The sequence below is a fragment of the Citricoccus zhacaiensis genome, assembly GCF_014645315.1.
GTDB classification, from domain to species: Bacteria; Actinomycetota; Actinomycetes; order Actinomycetales; family Micrococcaceae; genus Citricoccus; species Citricoccus zhacaiensis.
Genome location: NZ_BMLQ01000004.1, coordinates 368999 through 385389, shown reverse-complemented (window position 1 = coordinate 385389; position 16391 = coordinate 368999). Strand labels below are relative to the sequence as shown.

Annotated in this window: 15 protein-coding genes; 12 read left to right on the top strand and 3 right to left on the bottom strand. The window is 67.2% G+C overall.

Going from position 1 to position 16391, the window contains the following annotated elements; all coding sequences use genetic code 11:
* Positions 1–357: 357 nt before the first annotated feature.
* Together IEX49_RS09115 and IEX49_RS09110 are read left to right on the top strand one after the other, a co-directional pair.
* Positions 358–1818 carry an NAD(P)H-hydrate dehydratase gene (locus IEX49_RS09115; protein WP_188805829.1) on the top strand — a complete coding sequence of 487 codons (1461 nt, stop codon included), beginning with the start codon at positions 358–360 and terminating at the stop codon, positions 1816–1818.
* A 164-nt stretch (positions 1819–1982) separates the two neighbouring features.
* Positions 1983–2132, top strand: coding sequence for a hypothetical protein (locus IEX49_RS09110; RefSeq protein ID WP_188805828.1), 150 nt, complete (start codon positions 1983–1985; stop codon positions 2130–2132).
* 78 nt (positions 2133–2210) lie between these two features.
* On the opposite strand, the gene IEX49_RS09105 is transcribed toward IEX49_RS09110, so the two are convergent.
* Entirely contained in the window at positions 2211–3032 is an 822-nt protein-coding gene (locus IEX49_RS09105; protein ID WP_188805827.1) for an alpha/beta fold hydrolase, read from the bottom strand.
* A 223-nt stretch (positions 3033–3255) separates the two neighbouring features.
* On the opposite strand from IEX49_RS09105, the gene IEX49_RS09100 reads away from it, so the two are divergent.
* Both IEX49_RS09100 and IEX49_RS09095 read left to right on the top strand, forming a co-directional pair.
* Positions 3256–4080: a hypothetical protein gene (locus IEX49_RS09100; protein ID WP_188805826.1), complete on the top strand. Its 825-nt coding sequence runs from the start codon at positions 3256–3258 to the stop codon at positions 4078–4080.
* A 159-nt stretch (positions 4081–4239) separates the two neighbouring features.
* Positions 4240–10143, top strand: coding sequence for a GH92 family glycosyl hydrolase (locus tag IEX49_RS09095; protein ID WP_188805825.1), 5904 nt, complete (start codon positions 4240–4242; stop codon positions 10141–10143).
* A 73-nt stretch (positions 10144–10216) separates the two neighbouring features.
* Here IEX49_RS09095 and IEX49_RS09090 read toward each other — a convergent pair whose 3' ends face one another.
* Positions 10217–10357, bottom strand: a complete 141-nt coding sequence (locus IEX49_RS09090; RefSeq protein WP_188805824.1) for a hypothetical protein — start codon at positions 10355–10357, stop codon at positions 10217–10219.
* A gap of 219 nt (positions 10358–10576) precedes the next feature.
* Here IEX49_RS09090 and IEX49_RS09085 point away from each other — a divergent pair, with 219 nt between their 5' ends.
* The 8 genes from IEX49_RS09085 to IEX49_RS09050 all read left to right on the top strand — a co-directional run bounded on the left by IEX49_RS09085 (position 10577) and on the right by IEX49_RS09050 (position 16191).
* Positions 10577–11200 carry a hypothetical protein gene (locus IEX49_RS09085; protein WP_188805823.1) on the top strand — a complete coding sequence of 208 codons (624 nt, stop codon included), beginning with the start codon at positions 10577–10579 and terminating at the stop codon, positions 11198–11200.
* 131 nt (positions 11201–11331) lie between these two features.
* Complete coding sequence (locus IEX49_RS09080) at positions 11332–12096, top strand: hypothetical protein (RefSeq protein ID WP_188805822.1); 765 nt, start codon at positions 11332–11334, stop codon at positions 12094–12096.
* On the top strand, positions 12093–12596 hold the full coding sequence (locus IEX49_RS09075; RefSeq protein ID WP_373286704.1) for a phage holin family protein: 504 nt from the start codon (positions 12093–12095) through the stop codon (positions 12594–12596). The genes IEX49_RS09080 and IEX49_RS09075 overlap by 4 nt, the downstream gene beginning before the upstream one ends.
* Positions 12593–13231: a DUF3618 domain-containing protein gene (locus IEX49_RS09070; protein ID WP_188805821.1), complete on the top strand. Its 639-nt coding sequence runs from the start codon at positions 12593–12595 to the stop codon at positions 13229–13231. Before IEX49_RS09075 ends, IEX49_RS09070 begins: the two co-directional genes overlap by 4 nt.
* Before the next feature lie 214 nt (positions 13232–13445).
* Positions 13446–13811, top strand: a complete 366-nt coding sequence (locus tag IEX49_RS09065) for a VOC family protein (protein ID WP_229672462.1) — start codon at positions 13446–13448, stop codon at positions 13809–13811.
* 202 nt (positions 13812–14013) lie between these two features.
* Positions 14014–14955 carry an iron-containing redox enzyme family protein gene (locus tag IEX49_RS09060; RefSeq protein ID WP_188805819.1) on the top strand — a complete coding sequence of 314 codons (942 nt, stop codon included), beginning with the start codon at positions 14014–14016 and terminating at the stop codon, positions 14953–14955.
* Positions 14952–15194 (top strand): CDGSH iron-sulfur domain-containing protein, encoded by a 243-nt coding sequence (locus IEX49_RS09055; RefSeq protein ID WP_229672461.1) that lies wholly within the window; start codon positions 14952–14954, stop codon positions 15192–15194. Before IEX49_RS09060 ends, IEX49_RS09055 begins: the two co-directional genes overlap by 4 nt.
* A gap of 31 nt (positions 15195–15225) precedes the next feature.
* Positions 15226–16191: an NAD(P)/FAD-dependent oxidoreductase gene (locus IEX49_RS09050; RefSeq protein WP_188805818.1), complete on the top strand. Its 966-nt coding sequence runs from the start codon at positions 15226–15228 to the stop codon at positions 16189–16191.
* Between the two features lie 19 nt (positions 16192–16210).
* Here the strand turns inward: IEX49_RS09050 and IEX49_RS09045 are convergent, their stop codons facing one another.
* On the bottom strand, positions 16211–16363 hold the full coding sequence (locus tag IEX49_RS09045) for a hypothetical protein (RefSeq protein WP_188805817.1): 153 nt from the start codon (positions 16361–16363) through the stop codon (positions 16211–16213).
* Between the last annotated feature and the right edge of the window lie 28 nt (positions 16364–16391).

Genomic DNA, 16391 nt, shown 5'->3' with positions numbered 1-16391 from the left:
ACAAGTGGCTCTGAAAGGCAATACTGGGTGGCTCTCAGGCCCTCAAATACTCACTTAGGGTCACAGCAGAGTAGAGAGCAACCGCGCCCTTCACCAGCAGGGTTTCGCTAGGAGAGGGCGGCGACAGCAGACGTAAACGCGGCTTGGTCCTCTGAGCCGGTGCCGGTAAACGTAGTCGTTGCCGTCCGATCCTGCACCACGTCCGCACTCTGTGCGTTTAGCCGAGTTTCGAAGCGCAAAAGTCGCCATAGCCGTTTGTTGAGCATCGTAGACAAAACAGTCAATCCGGTGTTGAGGTATACGCGGACATGATTCATTCTCACCATTCGCCGACCACGCCCTTTGGAGATATCAGACGTGCTCAACGCGTACACCGGTACAGCGGTCCGCGCCGCCGAGAAACCCCTGCTCGATGCAGCTCAGGGCGAAGCGCTCATGCGCCGTGCCGCGTGGGGGCTGGCCGCGTGGGTGGTGCGCGAACTGCGCTCCCGCGGACCGGTGGCCGGCTCGACGGTGGTGGCATTGGTCGGTACCGGGAACAACGGCGGAGATGCCCTCTGGGCGCTGGCCTTCCTGCGCCGCCGCGGCGTGGATGCCGTGGCCGTACCGACTGGAGAGCGGATGCACGAGGCCGGGCTGGACGCCTTGCGCCGCGCTGGCGGGCGGGTGACGGATCGAATCCCCGACAATGCCGTACTGCTGGTTGATGGTGTGCTCGGCACCGGTGCGCGCGGAGGATGGGAACCGCCGCGCGTGCCGAAGGGGGTGGCCGTCGTCGCCTGTGATCTGCCCTCCGGGGTAGGCGCGGACACCGGTGAGGTGGCCAGGGGAGTGATCCTGGCTGATCTGACCGTGACCTTCGGGGCTCTCAAGACCGGGCTGGTGGTCGGGGCCGGTGCCCATGCCGCCGGACGGGTGGAACCGGTGGACATCGGTCTCAGTCCGTACCTGGGAGAACCAGACGTCTCCTCGCTGGAGCGCGACGATGCGCTCGCGGTCTTCGCGCCGCCTGCCTGGGACGACCACAAGTATCGCCGCGGAGTCCTCGGCGTGTGTGCTGGCTCGGAGCAGTACCCGGGAGCGGCGGTGCTGGTGTGCTCGTCCGCGCTGGCGTCTGGACTGGGCATGGTGCAGTACGCCGGACCCCAGAGGACGGCCGGTCTGGTTCTGACGGCCCACCCAGAGGTGGTGGCAGGTACGGGCGTGGAGGGGAAGGCCCAGGCCTGGGCCGCCGGACCGGGATTGGGGTCCGACGACGAGGCCCGGTCTCGGCTGACCGAAGTAGTCGAAGCCTGCGTGGATGGCGGTCTGCCGCTGGTCCTGGATGCCTCGGCGCTGGGGCTGGTGACTCTGGATCAGCTGTCTCGGCTGCGGGGCGCCGGGTGCGAGGTGGTGTTGACGCCCCACCAGGGGGAGTTGGTGAAACTCGTGGACCGGCTGGTGCCGCACCTCGCTGACGGGTTCGCGGACCTGGCGAAAGCCGACCCGGTTGCCGCGGCGCGCCGCACGGCCGAGGTGCTGGCCGTCGTCGTGCTTCTCAAGGGCTCCACCACGGTCTGTGCTGCGCCCGACGGCAGGACTTTGGTGCAGAACGAAGGCGGGGCGGAGCTGGCGACTGCCGGTACCGGCGACTGCCTGGCCGGACTGGTGGGTTCGGCCCTGGCCCGAAGCGGGCCTAATGGACCGGGCGCCACGGTAGAGAAGGCCGCTGCGGCCGCCTGGCTGCACGGGACGGCTGGAACGAGGGCGGCCAGTGATGGACCCTTCGGAGCCTCTACCGTACCCGACGCTATCCGTCGTGTCCTTGCCGGTCACTAGACTTTCGGTGTCAAGATTCCGCTGACGTCAAACCCCAACTCGACGAAGGCAGACGGTTCACCCGGAATGTGTCTGAAGGTATCGTGCCTGATGAGGCCTGACCGACGTGCGGTGGTATCTTGCGGTATCCCCCAGACCGTCTCAACGAAATCCAAAGAGGGCACATGCCGGAAGAAGAACAGAAACGCATCAAATACCGAACCGAGTACATCAAGCGGCAGAGGTTCTCCACTCGTCAGCTGCAGATCGGGGCGATCGTCCTGGTGGTGGTCGTCATCGCCGTTCTGATCGGAGTGATCCTGATCATCCAGTGATGCCGGTTCCTAGGCTTTCATGACGACGAAACGGGGCGGTGATCAATTCTCACCGCCCCGTTTCGCTGCCTTCGGTGGTCAGCGGCTGAGGAAACCGAGCAGGGCGGCGTTGAACTCGTCCGCATGGGAGACGTTCAGGCCATGCGGTGCCCCGGGAATCACCGCGAGCTCACTGTGGGGGATGGCCTGGTGGGTGCGCTGGCCGGAGCCCTCGAGGGGCACCACTCCGTCGGCGTCGCCGTGGAGCACCAGCGTCGGCACGGTGACCTGCTCCAGGTCCTCGCGGAAGTCCGTGGCACCGAACGAGGCCATGCATTCCAGCGCGGCCAGTTTGTTGGCCTGTAGGCACATCGCGATCGCCTCCTGACGCTGTGCCTCGCTCACGCAGAGGGTGTCCCCGGCGCTGAAGAAGTCCGTGGTGAAGCCGTCGAAGAACTTCTTCCGGTTGGCGGTCAGCTGTGCCGCCATGGCCGTGGCCTCGGTCTTCTTCAGCGGCCCCTCGGGGTTGTCGGAGGTGTGCAGCATGTAGGGCGTCACCGCCGCGGCGAACACCACCGAGCCGATGCGGTCGCTGCCGTGTTTCGCCAAGTAGCGGGCGACCTCGCCGCCGCCCATGGAGAATCCGACCAGGACGGCGTCGTACAGGTCCAGGGCCTCCAGCAGAGCGGCCAGGTCTCCGGCCAGCGCGTCATAGGTGTAGGGGTGCTGCGGCTCGGACTGCCCGAAGCCGCGGCGGTCATAAGTGATGACTCGGTGACCGGCGGCGGTCAGCGCGCCGATTTGGTCTTTCCAGGACTGTCCGTGCAGCGGCCAGCCGTGGACCAGGACCACTGGCCGCCCGGTTCCTCCGGTGTCCTCGTAGTGCAGCTGGTTCTCGTTGGCGCCGGTGACGGTTCCCATATGACGTGGCTCTTCCCGTAGTCGGTGCCGCGGGGCATCCGCGGCGGGGCCACCGTAGGCAGAGTCGCGTGGCTGTGTATAGGCCGGTGGTCCGAAGCTGTCACGGCCGCGGCGTCCAGGGCCCGACCGTAGGATTCTTCGCCGCATCAGCATGGAACGATCACCGGCCTTGGTCGATGACGATGTCACGGCCTCCGGATAGTCGTCGCTGAGGATTGATCGCTTGCCGACCGAAGGTTATGTCGTCTGCTATATCTGCGACGATCTGAGTATGTACATCGTTCCTCTGAAATATCCTGGCACAAGGCTGGAGCTAGAGCCCAGGGAGCTTGGTCGCGACGTTGATTCGCTCCTGCGGAACTTGTCAAGCGGCATCGCTGAAGCCGCTATCGCATTGGGGTGGTTTGAAACGGAGCGCCAGCGCCCCACCGATCTTCAAGCGGAGTGGGAGCAATCGATGGAGTTCCGCAGAAAAGCCAATCAAACGGTGCGAGAACTGAACGGTGGTGATTTGGCTGCGCGTGACTGGGATGCGGAACGAGCCGAGGCCGACGAGATCGCCTTGAGGCTTTCAGCTGAAAGCGGTGTTCTCCCCAGTGCGTATCGCCACCAAATCACCTTCATTCATGCACGCACGTACTTGTACTCCCTTGATTCCATCGCCAAGTCACTTGGCACGTTGAGCACGATGCCCGGCATGCCAGCAGGCGTTACGACCGCTCTCGCTGACTGGGAGGCCGCATTTCCATCCGTCAAGGCGATTCGGGACAGTGCACATCATATGGAGGACCGTGCCCGGAGTCTGGGGCGCAAAGGAAAACCACTTGAGCTGAAGCCCATTGACAACGGAGCGGTGTATGCCCCTGGTGGAGGCGTGTTGATTCTCAATAGTCTGAACGGCAGCCGCTTCGGCACGACAACTGCTTCGGGAGATTTCGAAGAAGTCGATGTCACGCCAATGTCTCTCGAATCCGCTCGACACGTCGTCCAAGCAACCATCGACGCCTTTACGTGGCGTGGGCCGAGCAGGCTGGAGCCGACGGCATAATCTGAAATTCGGAGAGATCGTCCCACGTCGCACTCAGTTTGGGCACTCAAACCGCCACCCCCCGTTAACCTCCCGTCAGCCCACCAAACACCTTCCTGACCAGCGCGTATGTCCACAATGGGCGCATCTCACTCATGCACCCATAACTGAAGGACATTCATGCGCACCGCTCATGACGGTCCTGGCGCGCCTCCGCGCCGGGTCCTGACATGGCTCCTGACCGGAGCCCTGGCCGCCTCCCTCCCGGCGGCCTTCCTCGTCTCCACCGCCCCGGGCGCCCTCGCCGCCCCGGCCAGTGGCCCCGAAGGATCAGACACCACCGCGCCGTTCGAACTGGTGGACCAGTTCATCGGCACCGAGCTGGATACCACCCAGAACAAGAGCAATGACGCCTACGGCAACGCCTATCCGGGCGCGGCCCTGCCGTTCGGCATGGTGCAGTCCAGCCCCACCACCTTCAAGACGGACGAGGACAATCACCTGGTCCAGGAGAAGGGCGGCTACGAGTACACGGCGGACAAGATCCGCGGATTCGGCATGACCCGCTACCAGGGCTCCGGCTGCCATGACCGCTTCGGCGGCTACGAGTTCCCGACCATTCCCTATACGGGCGAGCTGGCGGAGGACGGGGCGCTGCCGGTCATCCCGCAGGGCAACATCGAGGACTATTACCTGCCGTTCTCCCACGAGAACGAGACCGCGGAGCCCGGCTACTACTCCGTCACCACGGACAACGGCGTCACCACCGAGCTGACCGCCACCGAGCGCACCGCCGTGAGCCGCTATGACTTCGCGGAGGCGGACGGCTCCACGCTGATCCTCAACGGCTCCGGCCAGAACAACCGCTCCCAGGCGCAGTCCATCACCGTGGACCCGGAGACCAACACGGTGTCCGGCTGGATGCGCGGGGCGGACCTGTGTGACAACGGGAACTACTACCGCGCCTACTTCTCCACCACCTTCGATTCCGACATCGAGGCCTACGGCGTCTGGAATGACGGGGAGATGACCCCGGGCCAGGCCTCCGTGGAGAAGACCTCCGAGGATGACAACGCGGACTTCCGGGACCAGACCGGCGCCTGGATCACCTTCGAGGACGACTCCACCGTCACCTCCCGCACCGGCCTGAGCTACGTCAGTGCCGAGAACGCCGCCGAGAACCGCGCCACCGAGGCGGATGGCCTCTCCTTCGAGGAGGCCCGCGCCGAGGCCCGCTCCACGTGGGAGGACCAGCTGGACACCGTGCAGGTGACCGGCGGGACGAAGGAAGAACGCACCAAGTTCTACTCCGCGATGTACCGCTCGTTCCTGCACCCCAACGTCCGCAATGACGTCAACGGCGAGTACCGCGGCTATGACGGCGAGGTCCACACCGTGGAGGAGGGCCGGGACTTCTACATGAACTTCGCCGGCTCCGGCTGGGACATGTACCGCAGCCAGGCCCAGCTCATCGGCCTGACCAACCCGGCCGTGGCCTCGGACATCAACCAGTCGATCGTCGCGCTCACCGAGCAGACCGGCGGCTGGGCCCCGGGCGCCGCCCGCATGCAGGGGGACAGCCTGCAGACCATCGTGGCCACTCTGGATGACATGGGTGCCACGGACTATGACCGTCAGGCCGCCCTGGACTCCATGATCGCCACGCAGACCCTGCCGGCCGATCAGTCCACCCGCACGGACGCCTACCAGTACTTCACCACCCAGATGATCGAGAACCGGAAGGGCGATTTCGCCACCTCGCGCGTGCTCGAGTACTCAGTCAACGACTTCTCGATCGCCCAGCTCGCCGAGTCCCTGGGGGACGAGGACGCCAATGACTTCTTCATGGGCCGCGCCCAGAGCTGGCTCAACGTCTTCGATCCCGAGGCCCAGCACATCATGCCCCGGGACCGCAGCGGTTTCGATTCCGGCTTCGACCTGCGCAACCGGGACGGCAACGGCGGCGGCCAGTTCAACCAGGCCACCGGCTACCAGTACGGCTGGATGGTCCCGCACAACCTCTCCACGCTGATCGAGCGCCGCGGCGGCATGGAGAAGTCCACCGCCGAGCTGGACGTGCTGATGGAGGACCTGGACACCGGCGCCTACACGCAGACCGGCAACTACCTCTCCAACCAGCCCGCCCTGAACACCCCGTGGGTCTACAACTGGCTGCAGGCCCCGGAGAAGTCCACGGACGTGCTCTACCGCGCGGTGGAGGAGATGTATGACACCACCCCGTCCGGCCTGCCGGGCAATGACGACCAGGGCTCGCTGAGCGCCTGGTACGTCTTCGCGAACATCGGCCTCTACCCGGCCGTCTACGGCACCGGGGACCTGGTGGTCACCGCCCCCATGTTCGAGGACATCGTCATCGACGCCGCGGACTCCGAGCGCCAGATCACCATCAGCGCCCCCGGCGCCGGGGACACCGCCAAGTACACCACCGGGCTCGCCGTCAACGGTGAGGCGCAGAGCGCCTCCTGGCTGGACGCGTCCTTCGTGCGCGACGGCGGCTCCCTCGAGTTCTCGATGGCCGAGGCGCCGGGAACGTGGGGTACCGGTGAAGGCGACGTGCCGCCGTCGTACACCGAAGGCATCAACGCCCGGAACAACGTGGGCACCTCCCCGGACGGGAAGGGCAGCATGGGGTCCATGGACCTGTCCGACTGGTCCTTCTCACGCGAGTCCCTGGCCGCGGCCGGCGCCGAGCAGGGCGCCACGCTGCCGCTGGGCGAGACCGGGCTGGAGTTCACCTGGCCCGAGACCGAGCCGGGCCAGCCGGACAACTGGATCCCGCACGGCCAGCGGATCGACCTGGAGGACCAGCAGGCCGGCAGCCTGTCCTTCCTCGGCCTGGCCACCAACGGCCCGGCCCAGGGAACCGCCGTCGTTGAGTACACCGACGGCTCCACGCAGGAAGTCCCCGTCTACCTGACCGACTGGGCCTCGAACCCGGGCGGCGGCAACATGACCGTGCTGGAGGTCAACGGCCGCAACAACGGCAACAACTCCTCCGGCGGCGGCACGTTCCGCCTCTTCGGCACCCGGCCGGCCCTGCTGGACGCGGAGAAGACCGTGGACGCCGTGCGCCTGCCGCAGGGCACGGACCAGGGCATCATGCACATCTTCGACGTGGCCCTGCAGGCCGACGGCTGGGTGGATCCGGATGCCCCTCAGGGCGAACCGCACCGGATCGTGCTGAACCCGTCCGAGGACCCGACCTCCTCCCAGTACGTGACCTGGCGTTCGACGGCGCAGCGCGCCCTGGCCGGTTCCGCTGAGTTCCGCGTGGCGGCCGGCGAGGGCGGCGAGCCGGGTGAGGCCGTGGCCGTGCAGGCCGAGGACAAGACCCAGCGCACCGTGGACGGTTACCCGTCCCGCAGCCACTCCGCCCTGCTGGAGGGGCTGGAGCCGGACACCACCTACGAGTACCGCGTGGCCTCGGGGAAGAGCTGGAGCGAGTGGCACTCCTTCACCACCCCGTCCGCCGAGGCGGAGCCGTTCGACTTCGTGTACTTCGGTGATGCCCAGAACGGGATCGACACCGTGTGGCACGAGTCCGTGGACCTGGCCCAAGAGCGCTTCCCGGACGCCGAGCTCGGGCTCTTCGCCGGTGACCTGGTGGACCATGCGACCAGCGAGCAGCAGTGGACCGACTGGTTCGCGGGGCTGGACGGATTCAAGGAGAACCTCAACGTGCTGACCTCGCTGGGCAACCACGAGATCGGCGGTCAGCCGTTCATCGAGAACTTCCGGGACAGCTTCGAGTACGCCTCCAATGGCCCGGTGGCCGCGGACGCCCAGGAGTACGCGGACACCCTCGGCGCGCACTACGAGGGGATCCTGCAGGACACCGTGTACTTCACGGACTACCAGGGCGTGCGGTTCATCAACCTCAATGCCAACCGTGATGACATCTGCCCGATCACCGAGGTGGCCGGCGGACCGGAGGACTGCAACGAACGCAAGAAGGCCTGGATCCTGATGCAGGCCACCTGGCTGGACCGCGTGCTGGCGGAGAACCCGAACGACTGGACCGTGGTCATGGCCCACCAGCCCGTGTTCTCCACCGGGGTCAGCGGCAACGGTCTGCGGGACGAGACCGACTGGCGCCAGCAGATGCTGCCGGTGCTCGAGCGGCACAACGTGGATCTGGTGCTCCAAGGCCACGACCACACCTACGGGCGCGGCTACCACTCCTCCACGGTTACGGATATGCCCGGCGTCTCCGCCGGACCGGTCTACGTGGTGTCCAACGCCGGGGAGAAGATGTACACCCTGCCTTCCGCCACGGACAACATCTGGACCCGCAACGGGGCCGAAGCCGTCACCCGCGAGCAGGACACCGCCACGGTGCAGGGCATCTCCGTGGACGGGGACACCCTCACCTATGAGTCGGTGGCCAGCTACACCCGGGACGGCGGAGCCTCCACCGTGGCCGAGGGCGAGGTGCTGGATTCCTTCACCATCACCAAGCGTGAGGACGGGGCCAAGTGGGTCACCGAGACCGGCACCGAGGTGCCCGGTGAGGACGTGGAGCCGGTGAACGCCGAACGTCCCTTCTCCGGTGACTTCGATCCGGAGGCCTTCGGCGAGGTGGTCTGGGAGGACGACTTCTCCACCGATCGCCTCGAGGAGTACGAGGTGTTCCGCGACCGCTCCGAGCCCGCGGCAGACCTCGCCGTGGACACCGAGGTCGGGCTGCTGACGGCCACGGCCGAGGATCGGCGCTTCACGCACCTGGGCCTGCCGGCCGAGGCCGGTGAGGAGTTCGCGCTGATCGTGGAGCCGGAGCACTTTGCCGGGACCGGAACGGGCGAGGACAGCCTGTTCCTGGGGCTGACGGACAGCTTCCGGGACCGCGCCCACAGCTGGTACAACCACAGCGCTGGGGCCACCGGCTTCGACGTGATCGAGGGCGGCCAGTCCCAGAACCTCTCCACCGGCGCGGGCTCCCGCCCGGTCACGTGGGAGGACGGCGACCGCCTGGCGGCCGTCTACTCCCACGGCGAGTTGACCTCGTGGATCGAGAAGGAGGGGGAGTGGCAGCCGTTGCGCAGCGCCGCCCTCCAGCTCACCATCGACCGCGAGGACCTGGCCGGCTGGAACCCGACCCTGAGCCTCCGCCAGGACGCCGGTCAGATGGCCCTGGACAAGGTGACGCTGATCCAGCCGGGCGGAGAGCCCTCGCCGGACCCCGAGCCGACGCCGGACCCGGAGCCGACCCCGGATCCCGAGCCGACCCCGGATCCCGAGCCGACCCCGGATCCCGAGCCGACACCGGACCCGGAACCGACCCCTGATCCGGAACCGGCCGTCGTCGTCCCCGAACCGGTGACGGCAGACCTGGAGGCCGGCACCTACACCATCCCCGCAGTGGAGGGGCTGGAGTACCTGGTGGCGGACATGGTGCTGGAACCGGGTGTCCATGAGGGCACCGGGGTCGTGACGGTGACCGCCCGTGCGCTGGATGGATTCGAGATCCCGGCAGGCGCGACCGCGACGTGGGAGTTCACCTTCCCGACCGTGGAGCCGCAGCCGGAGGTGCCGGAGTTCTCGGACAACATCCCGGGCACGCCGTTCTACGCCCAGGTGCTGTGGATGGCCAGCAACGGCATCTCGACCGGTTATACCGACGGGACGTTCCGCAAGTACGACGACGTGACGCGAGGGGAGACCGCGGCCTTCCTGCACCGGTACGTCAAGCCGGAGTTCACCGCACCCGAGGAGAGCCCCTTCAGGGACGTGGCGGCCGGTACGTTCTTCGCGCCGATCACCTGGGCTGCTGCCGAGGGCCTGACCATCGGCTACGCGGATGGGACGTTCCAGCCTCACCGTTCCGTGACTCGTGGTGAGTTCGCCACGTTCCTGTACCGGCTGGCGGATCCGGAGCACAGCGCACCGGCCACCAGCCCGTTCAAGGACCTGAAGGTCGGGTCCTCCTCTTATGAGGCGATCACCTGGTTGGCCTCCCAGGGGATCTCCATCGGGGACGCCCACGGCAACTTCAACGCGTACGATCCGGTGACCCGCGGGGAGACCGCTGCCTTCCTGCAGCGGTACGACCTCGTGGTCCCGTAGGCGAACTCGTCGGGATGCTCGAAGGGGTGCCACCTCCGCAGTGGAGGCGGCACCCCTTCTTTGTGGGCGCGAACTACTTCTGATCGTCCTGCTGATCCTTGTCCTTCTTGCTGTCGATGAAGTCCTTGGCCTTGTCCTTGGCCTGGTCGACCTTCTCGGGGTTGTCCTGTCCGTACTGCTTGGCCTTGTCAGCCGCGTCACCGATTCCCGACATGGCACGTCCTTCCCTCGTTCCGCACCGTGGCACCCGTTCCGTTCGCCACGGCCTGACGCGTCCATGATGTGGGCTGGCCTGCCCGGAGTCCACCCCTGAGCCGATGCCCGTCCGCACCCGCTCGCGAATGATTGCCTCCCGCGGGGTAGATGAGGAACCCTGAGCCCACGTTGGCGATTCGACCCCCACCATGAGGGCCCCAACCACGAGGAGCGCATCATGAGCACCGAGAATCCAACCGGATCCACCACACCCCGGGGACGGCGAGATGAGCTCGTCACCGCGGAGAGACAGAAGTTCGGCGGCATGAAGTTCGGCGCGGCCTTCTTCGGCTGGCTGGCCGCCACCGGCATGGCCGTGCTGCTCGCCGCAGTGCTCTCGGCCATCGGCGTTGGTGTGGGCCTGGCAACGGGCACGGACGCCGGGCAGGCCACAGAGCAGGCCACCCAGTCACCCACGGCCGTAGGCATCACGGGTGCGATCATCCTGGCCGTCATCCTGCTAATCTCCTACCTCAGCGGCGGCTACGTGGCAGGGCGGATGGCCCGCTTCGACGGAGCCAAGCAGGGCATCGCCGTCTGGTTGTGGGCGATCGTCATCACCATCATCCTGGCGGTCGTGGGCCTGGTGGCGGGCAGCCAATTCGACCTCCTGGGTCAACTGGGCAGCCTGACCGGCATGCCTATCGAGGCCGAGGCCCTGACCACCGGCGGCATCATCGCCCTAGTCGTCGCCGTGCTGCTGGCGCTGGTCGGAGCGGTGCTGGGCGGCATCCTGGGCATGCGTTACCACCGGAAGATCGACCAGTACGGAGCCGACCACCACCGCGGCGGAGACAGCTGACCGCTTCCGCTCCGCCCCAATTCCAACGGACCGTGGCGCAACCCTCGCCGGGAGCCTGGCCACTCGTTACTGTCGCGAACTACAGGCCGTTTGGACATCAGGGGCCATGGCCGTCAACGGAAGGACACCCCATGACGCTGAACCCGGATCAACCAACAGACCGCGACGGCGGAACGAAGGAGGCCGCGCAGCAGGAGGCCGGACGCTTGGGCTCGGAAGCCCAGAGCGCGGCCCGCGATGTGGCGGGCACCGCCCAGGAGGAAGCTGCCCACCTCAAGGACGAGACGATGGCCCAGGCCAAGAACTTGGCGGATTCGGCCAAGCAGGAGGCCTCGTCCCAGCTGTCCACCCAGAAGGACCGCCTGGCCGAACAATCCCGGACCGTCTCCGATGACCTCGAGCGCATCTCCCGGGGGGAGAAGCCCGAGTCGGATCTGGTGAACCAGGCCGTCTCGATGCTTTCCCAGCGGGCCCGCCAGGTCACGGAGCAGTTGGAGTCCAAAGAGCCCATGGACCTGCTGGACGACGTGCGCCGGTTCGCGGCTCGCCGCCCGGGGACCTTCCTGGCGATCGCCGCCGGCGTTGGGCTGCTGGCCGGCCGCCTCACCCGAGGTGTGAAGGACGCTCACGACGATGACGGTTACCATCAGTCCACGCCGGCCCGCCGCGCTGGTCCCTCCGGTCCCGCGCCCATCGAGAGGGTTCCTGGCTCTGTTTACCCGGATGACGTTCCGGCCACCGCCCCTTCCCGGGACATCCCCCTCCCACCGGCAGAGCCACCGGCCGTGGCCAGGCCTGATCTGGGCACGGGTGCTCCGGCCACGGAGGTCCTGGGCACACCCACGGTGAACGATCCCTACGGAACCGGCCTTCCCCCATCAGGAGGCCGCCCGTGACCACCGATCCCCGCTATGACGGTGTGCCGACCGGCAGCGCCGGTGCCGCTGGGACGGGCCCGGCGGCACCGGGCTCCGGCTCCACGGAAGCCCCGGAACCCGAAGCTGAGTACCGTGCCCGGAATGAGTCCCTGGGTGAGATGTTTGGCAGTTTCTCGGAGAACCTGAGCACGTTGGTGCGGCAGGAGCTTCAGCTGGCCAAGGCCGAGGCGACGGTGGAGGCCAAGAAGGCCGGGAAGGGCGCCGGGATGTTCGCCGGGGCCGGGCTGGCCGCCGTCTTCCTGCTGCTGTTCCTGTCCACGGCCCTGATGTGGGCCCTGGGCTCGGTGATGCACCTGGGCTGGGCGGCGCTGATCGTCGCCGTGCTGTGGGGCGTGGCGGCCACCGTGCTCGCACTGATGGGCAAGAAGCACTTCGAACGCATCAAGGGTCTGCCCCAGACCCAACAGACGGTTCAGGAGATCCCCGCGACCCTGAATCCGGACAAGGAGACCCCATGAGCAACAATCCCGATGAGATCCGCGCCGACATCGAACGCACCCGCCATGAACTCAGCAATGACGTGGACGCCCTGGCCGAGAAGACCAACCCGACCAAGGCCGTCCACAGGCAAGGCGACCGCGTCCGCGAACGCTTGAGCACCATGAAGGAATCCGTGATGGGCAACCCCACCGACCCCTACTCCAGCCAGCAGAGCTCCACCGGCCTTGCTGACCGTGCCCATGCTGTGGCAGATGGCGCCCAGCACCGAGCGGAGGATGCCATGCACGCCGTGCAAGAAGCCCCGACGGCGGTCCGCCGCAGTACCCGCGGGAATCCGCTGGCGGCCGGACTGATCGCCTTGGGCGCTGGCTGGCTGGTAGGTTCTCTGATCCCGGCCTCCCGCCAGGAGCAGGAAGCGGCAACCAAGGTCAAGGAGCAGGCCGGGCCTCTGGTGGACGAGGCCAAGTCCATGGCCCAGGACATGGGCGAGCACCTGAAGCCGCAGGCCCAGGAGGCGATGGACTCCGTCAAGGACACCGCCACCACCGGCGCAGAGCACGTCAAGACCGAAGGCCAGGACAAGGCCGGACAGCTCAAGGACGACTCCGCCCAATCGGCGCAGAACGTCAAGGGAGCCGCCCAGGAATCCTGACCCTGCGCCTCTGCCGACCGCCGCCCGGGACCTGACCGTCCCGGGCGGCGGTGGTCGGTGTCCCGGGAACGCGCAACGAGAACGCCGGCAGCATCCGGCGGACGGCAGCTGGAGTCCACCCGGGGACTGTGCCGGGGGCGGAGGACCGTAGTGTCCCGGCGTCCGCGGGCATAGGCTGACGCGCATGGTGGTGCGCAGCGCTTTTCCCCTTCTGATGACCGAGGATCTGCCACGATTGGCCCGGTTCTATCAGGAGGCCTTCGACGCCGTGCGCACGTACGGCTTCCCTGATCCGGACGACGAGACGCGGGACGTGTACGTCACCTTGCGGCTCGGCAGGAGCGCCCTGGCGATCGGCCGGAAACTCGACATCGGCGGGGAAGGGACTCGCACTGCCCTGTGGCTCTACGTCGACGACATCGATGAGGCAACCCGCCGCGCACATGCCGCCGGCGGAGCAATCGTGGCACCCCCGCAGGAGATGCCCTGGGTTGAGCGCGTGGCCCAGATTCGAGACCCGGACGGGTTCCTGGTGTACTTGGGCTCCGGTCCGGCCGACGGGGACGTCGACGCGTCGTAGGACCAGGGGCATTCCCGAGGCGAAGGTGCTCGCTTCCAAGAGGCGAAAATTCCGTCCAGATTTCCGTATAGGTTAGACACGAGAGCGCTCCATTGCCCTCTGCACCGACTTTCCACCGACATACGACGAGGACCAGGATGCCCCACCTCAGCTGCCGGACTGTGCTTGTCCCGCTCTCGCGGACGGGACTGGGGAGGGGCTCATGCTGACGCCCGAGAGCAGAGGCTCGCTGAGCGAGGTCGTCTTCCGGGCCATGCGCACCGGTGAGACGTCCGGATTGGCTGAGGCGCCGCCGTCGGACACCGCCGAGGATGCGCAGCTCACGCTGTGGGCGCTCTACGAGCAGCACTACCGCGGCTTCGAGGACGTGTCCGGAGAGCTGGAGTGGGATCCGCAGCTGATCGGCGTGCGGCGCGGCCTGGAGCAGGAGTTCGAGCGGACCCTGCGGGCCCGGATGCCGGAGGTGCCGGAACCGGACGGGTTCGCGGAGAAGTTCTTCGACTTCGTGGCCGACCATGACGGGCCCTCTTTGGCGGCCCATGTCCACCGGAAGGCCACTGAGGAGCAGGTGCGCGAGTTGCTGCGGCACCGCACCATCTACCACCTGAAGGAGGCGGACCACACCACGTGGGTGATTCCCCGCCTCTCTGACCGGGTCAAGGCCGCCGTGATGGAGCTGCAGTTCGACGAGTACGGGGGAGGGGACCCGAATCTTCTCCATGCCCACCTGTTCGTCCGTGGCCTTGAGGACAGCGGCCTGGACTCCGAGTACGGCGCCTACATCAACGAGGCGCCGCTGGAGGTCTTGGAGGAGAACAACGCGATGTCCCTGTTCGGGCTGAACCGACGGTTACGGGCCGCCTCGCTCGGGTTCCTGGCGGCGTTCGAGGCCACCAGCTCGGGGCCCTCCCGCCGGATGGCCCAGGGACTGAAGCGCCTCGGATTCCCGGAGTCCATGATCGAGTACTACACCGAGCACGTGGAGGCCGACGCGGTGCACGAGCAGCTGGCGGTCCGCACTATCTGTGGTGCCCTCCTGGAGGAGGAACCGGACATGCATGACGACGTCTACTTCGGCGCCTGGACGTCCCTGGACCTGGAGGACCGTTACGCCGAACGGATGCTGAAGCAGTGGGCGGCATGAGCGGACCGAGCGGCACGGACGGCATGAGCGGCACGGGGGAGCCCTCCGCGGACCATCCCGACGTGATCCTGTGCCCGGGCGGCCCCATGCTGCTGCGTGGTGATCACGTGGTGCAGGACGAGGACGGCAACGAACACCGCACCTGGCGTCCGGTCAGCGCCGTCTGCCGGTGTGGGGCCTCCGCGGTGAAGCCGTGGTGCGATGGCACGCACAAGGTCCTGCGCAAGCGCGGCAACTAGGCAACGAATGCCCTCTAGGCAAGGAGGCCCGATGAGCTGCGACCTTCCTCCCATCCTCGACGCTCTCGTGGTCGGTGGCGGACCGGCGGGGCTGTCCGCAGCGACGTGGCTGGGCCGGTACCGACGCTCCACGCTCGTGGTGGACGCGGGTCACCAGCGCAACCTGTCCGCTGTCCGTGCCCACGGACTGTTGGGCCGGGACCCCACCACCCCGCAGGAGCTGCTGGGCGAGGCTCGCGCCGGGCTGGAACAGTACTCTCACGTGTCACTGTGGCAGGGCACGGTGTCCACGCTGCGCCAGATCGACGACGGCCTGTTCCGCGCCGTCGTCGACGGCACGGAGGTCTTCGCGCATCGGGTGGTCCTGGCCACCGGAGTGCGTGACCAGGTCCCTGAGATCGCCGGCTTCCACGACCACTACGGCACTGACGTGCACCACTGTCCAGCCTGCGACGGGTACACCGCCCGGGACCAGGTGGTGATCATATTGGGTACCGGAGAGCAGCTGCCCGCTTTCGCTGCGGAGTTGCTCGACTGGGCGGCCGGGGTGCGGATCATCACCGATACCAGCGGCCGGTTTGATGACGATCAGCGGGCCGTTCTGGACGGCCAGGGGATCGAGGTGGTGGACGGAGCGGCCGAAGCGCTGGTGGGGGCTCCCGGTGCACTGCTGGGGGTGCGGTTGGCCGGGGGAGAGCTGGTGGAAGGTGACAGGGTCTTCTTCTCCTACGCCCACCATGCCGCCAACGGCCTGGCCGAACAGCTGGGGTGCCAGCTCGACCACGAGGGGCGCATCGCCGTCAACGATTTCCAGCTCAGCAGCGTCGACGGCGTCTACGCTGCAGGCGACATCACCGCGGGGCTGCAGCTGGTTCCGATCGCCATCGGCAAGGGGACCGCCGCCGGCGTCGCCTGCGCCACCTCGCTGCGCGGACACTCCACCAGCAGCGCGGCACCCACCCCGGCCCCACCGACGCGCTGGTTCACTGCTGGCTAAGGATGACGCCACCGCCCCCCTACGGTGGCTGTTTCCCTTCGGTTTGGTCCTGCTCGTCCTTCTGCTCGTTGCCGACGACACCCTTGGCCTTGTCCTTGGCCTGATCGACCTTCTCGGGATTGTCTTGGGCGTACTGCTTGGCCTGATCTGCTGCGTCACCGATACCGGACATGATGGTTCCCTTCACTCACTTGCCACCG

What these genes read in the sequence shown, in the direction of transcription:
- IEX49_RS09110 (WP_188805828.1), top strand. Translation starts at nt 1,983, where the DNA reads ATGCCGGAAGAAGAACAGAAACGCATCAAATACCGAACCGAGTACATC.
- IEX49_RS09105 (WP_188805827.1), bottom strand. Translation starts at nt 3,032, where the DNA reads ATGGGAACCGTCACCGGCGCCAACGAGAACCAGCTGCACTACGAGGAC.
- IEX49_RS09095 (WP_188805825.1), top strand. Translation starts at nt 4,240, where the DNA reads ATGCGCACCGCTCATGACGGTCCTGGCGCGCCTCCGCGCCGGGTCCTG.
- IEX49_RS09090 (WP_188805824.1), bottom strand. Translation starts at nt 10,357, where the DNA reads ATGTCGGGAATCGGTGACGCGGCTGACAAGGCCAAGCAGTACGGACAG.
- IEX49_RS09085 (WP_188805823.1), top strand. Translation starts at nt 10,577, where the DNA reads ATGAGCACCGAGAATCCAACCGGATCCACCACACCCCGGGGACGGCGA.
- IEX49_RS09080 (WP_188805822.1), top strand. Translation starts at nt 11,332, where the DNA reads ATGACGCTGAACCCGGATCAACCAACAGACCGCGACGGCGGAACGAAG.
- IEX49_RS09070 (WP_188805821.1), top strand. Translation starts at nt 12,593, where the DNA reads ATGAGCAACAATCCCGATGAGATCCGCGCCGACATCGAACGCACCCGC.
- IEX49_RS09065 (WP_229672462.1), top strand. Translation starts at nt 13,446, where the DNA reads ATGACCGAGGATCTGCCACGATTGGCCCGGTTCTATCAGGAGGCCTTC.
- IEX49_RS09060 (WP_188805819.1), top strand. Translation starts at nt 14,014, where the DNA reads ATGCTGACGCCCGAGAGCAGAGGCTCGCTGAGCGAGGTCGTCTTCCGG.
- IEX49_RS09055 (WP_229672461.1), top strand. Translation starts at nt 14,952, where the DNA reads ATGAGCGGACCGAGCGGCACGGACGGCATGAGCGGCACGGGGGAGCCC.
- IEX49_RS09050 (WP_188805818.1), top strand. Translation starts at nt 15,226, where the DNA reads ATGAGCTGCGACCTTCCTCCCATCCTCGACGCTCTCGTGGTCGGTGGC.
- IEX49_RS09045 (WP_188805817.1), bottom strand. Translation starts at nt 16,363, where the DNA reads ATGTCCGGTATCGGTGACGCAGCAGATCAGGCCAAGCAGTACGCCCAA.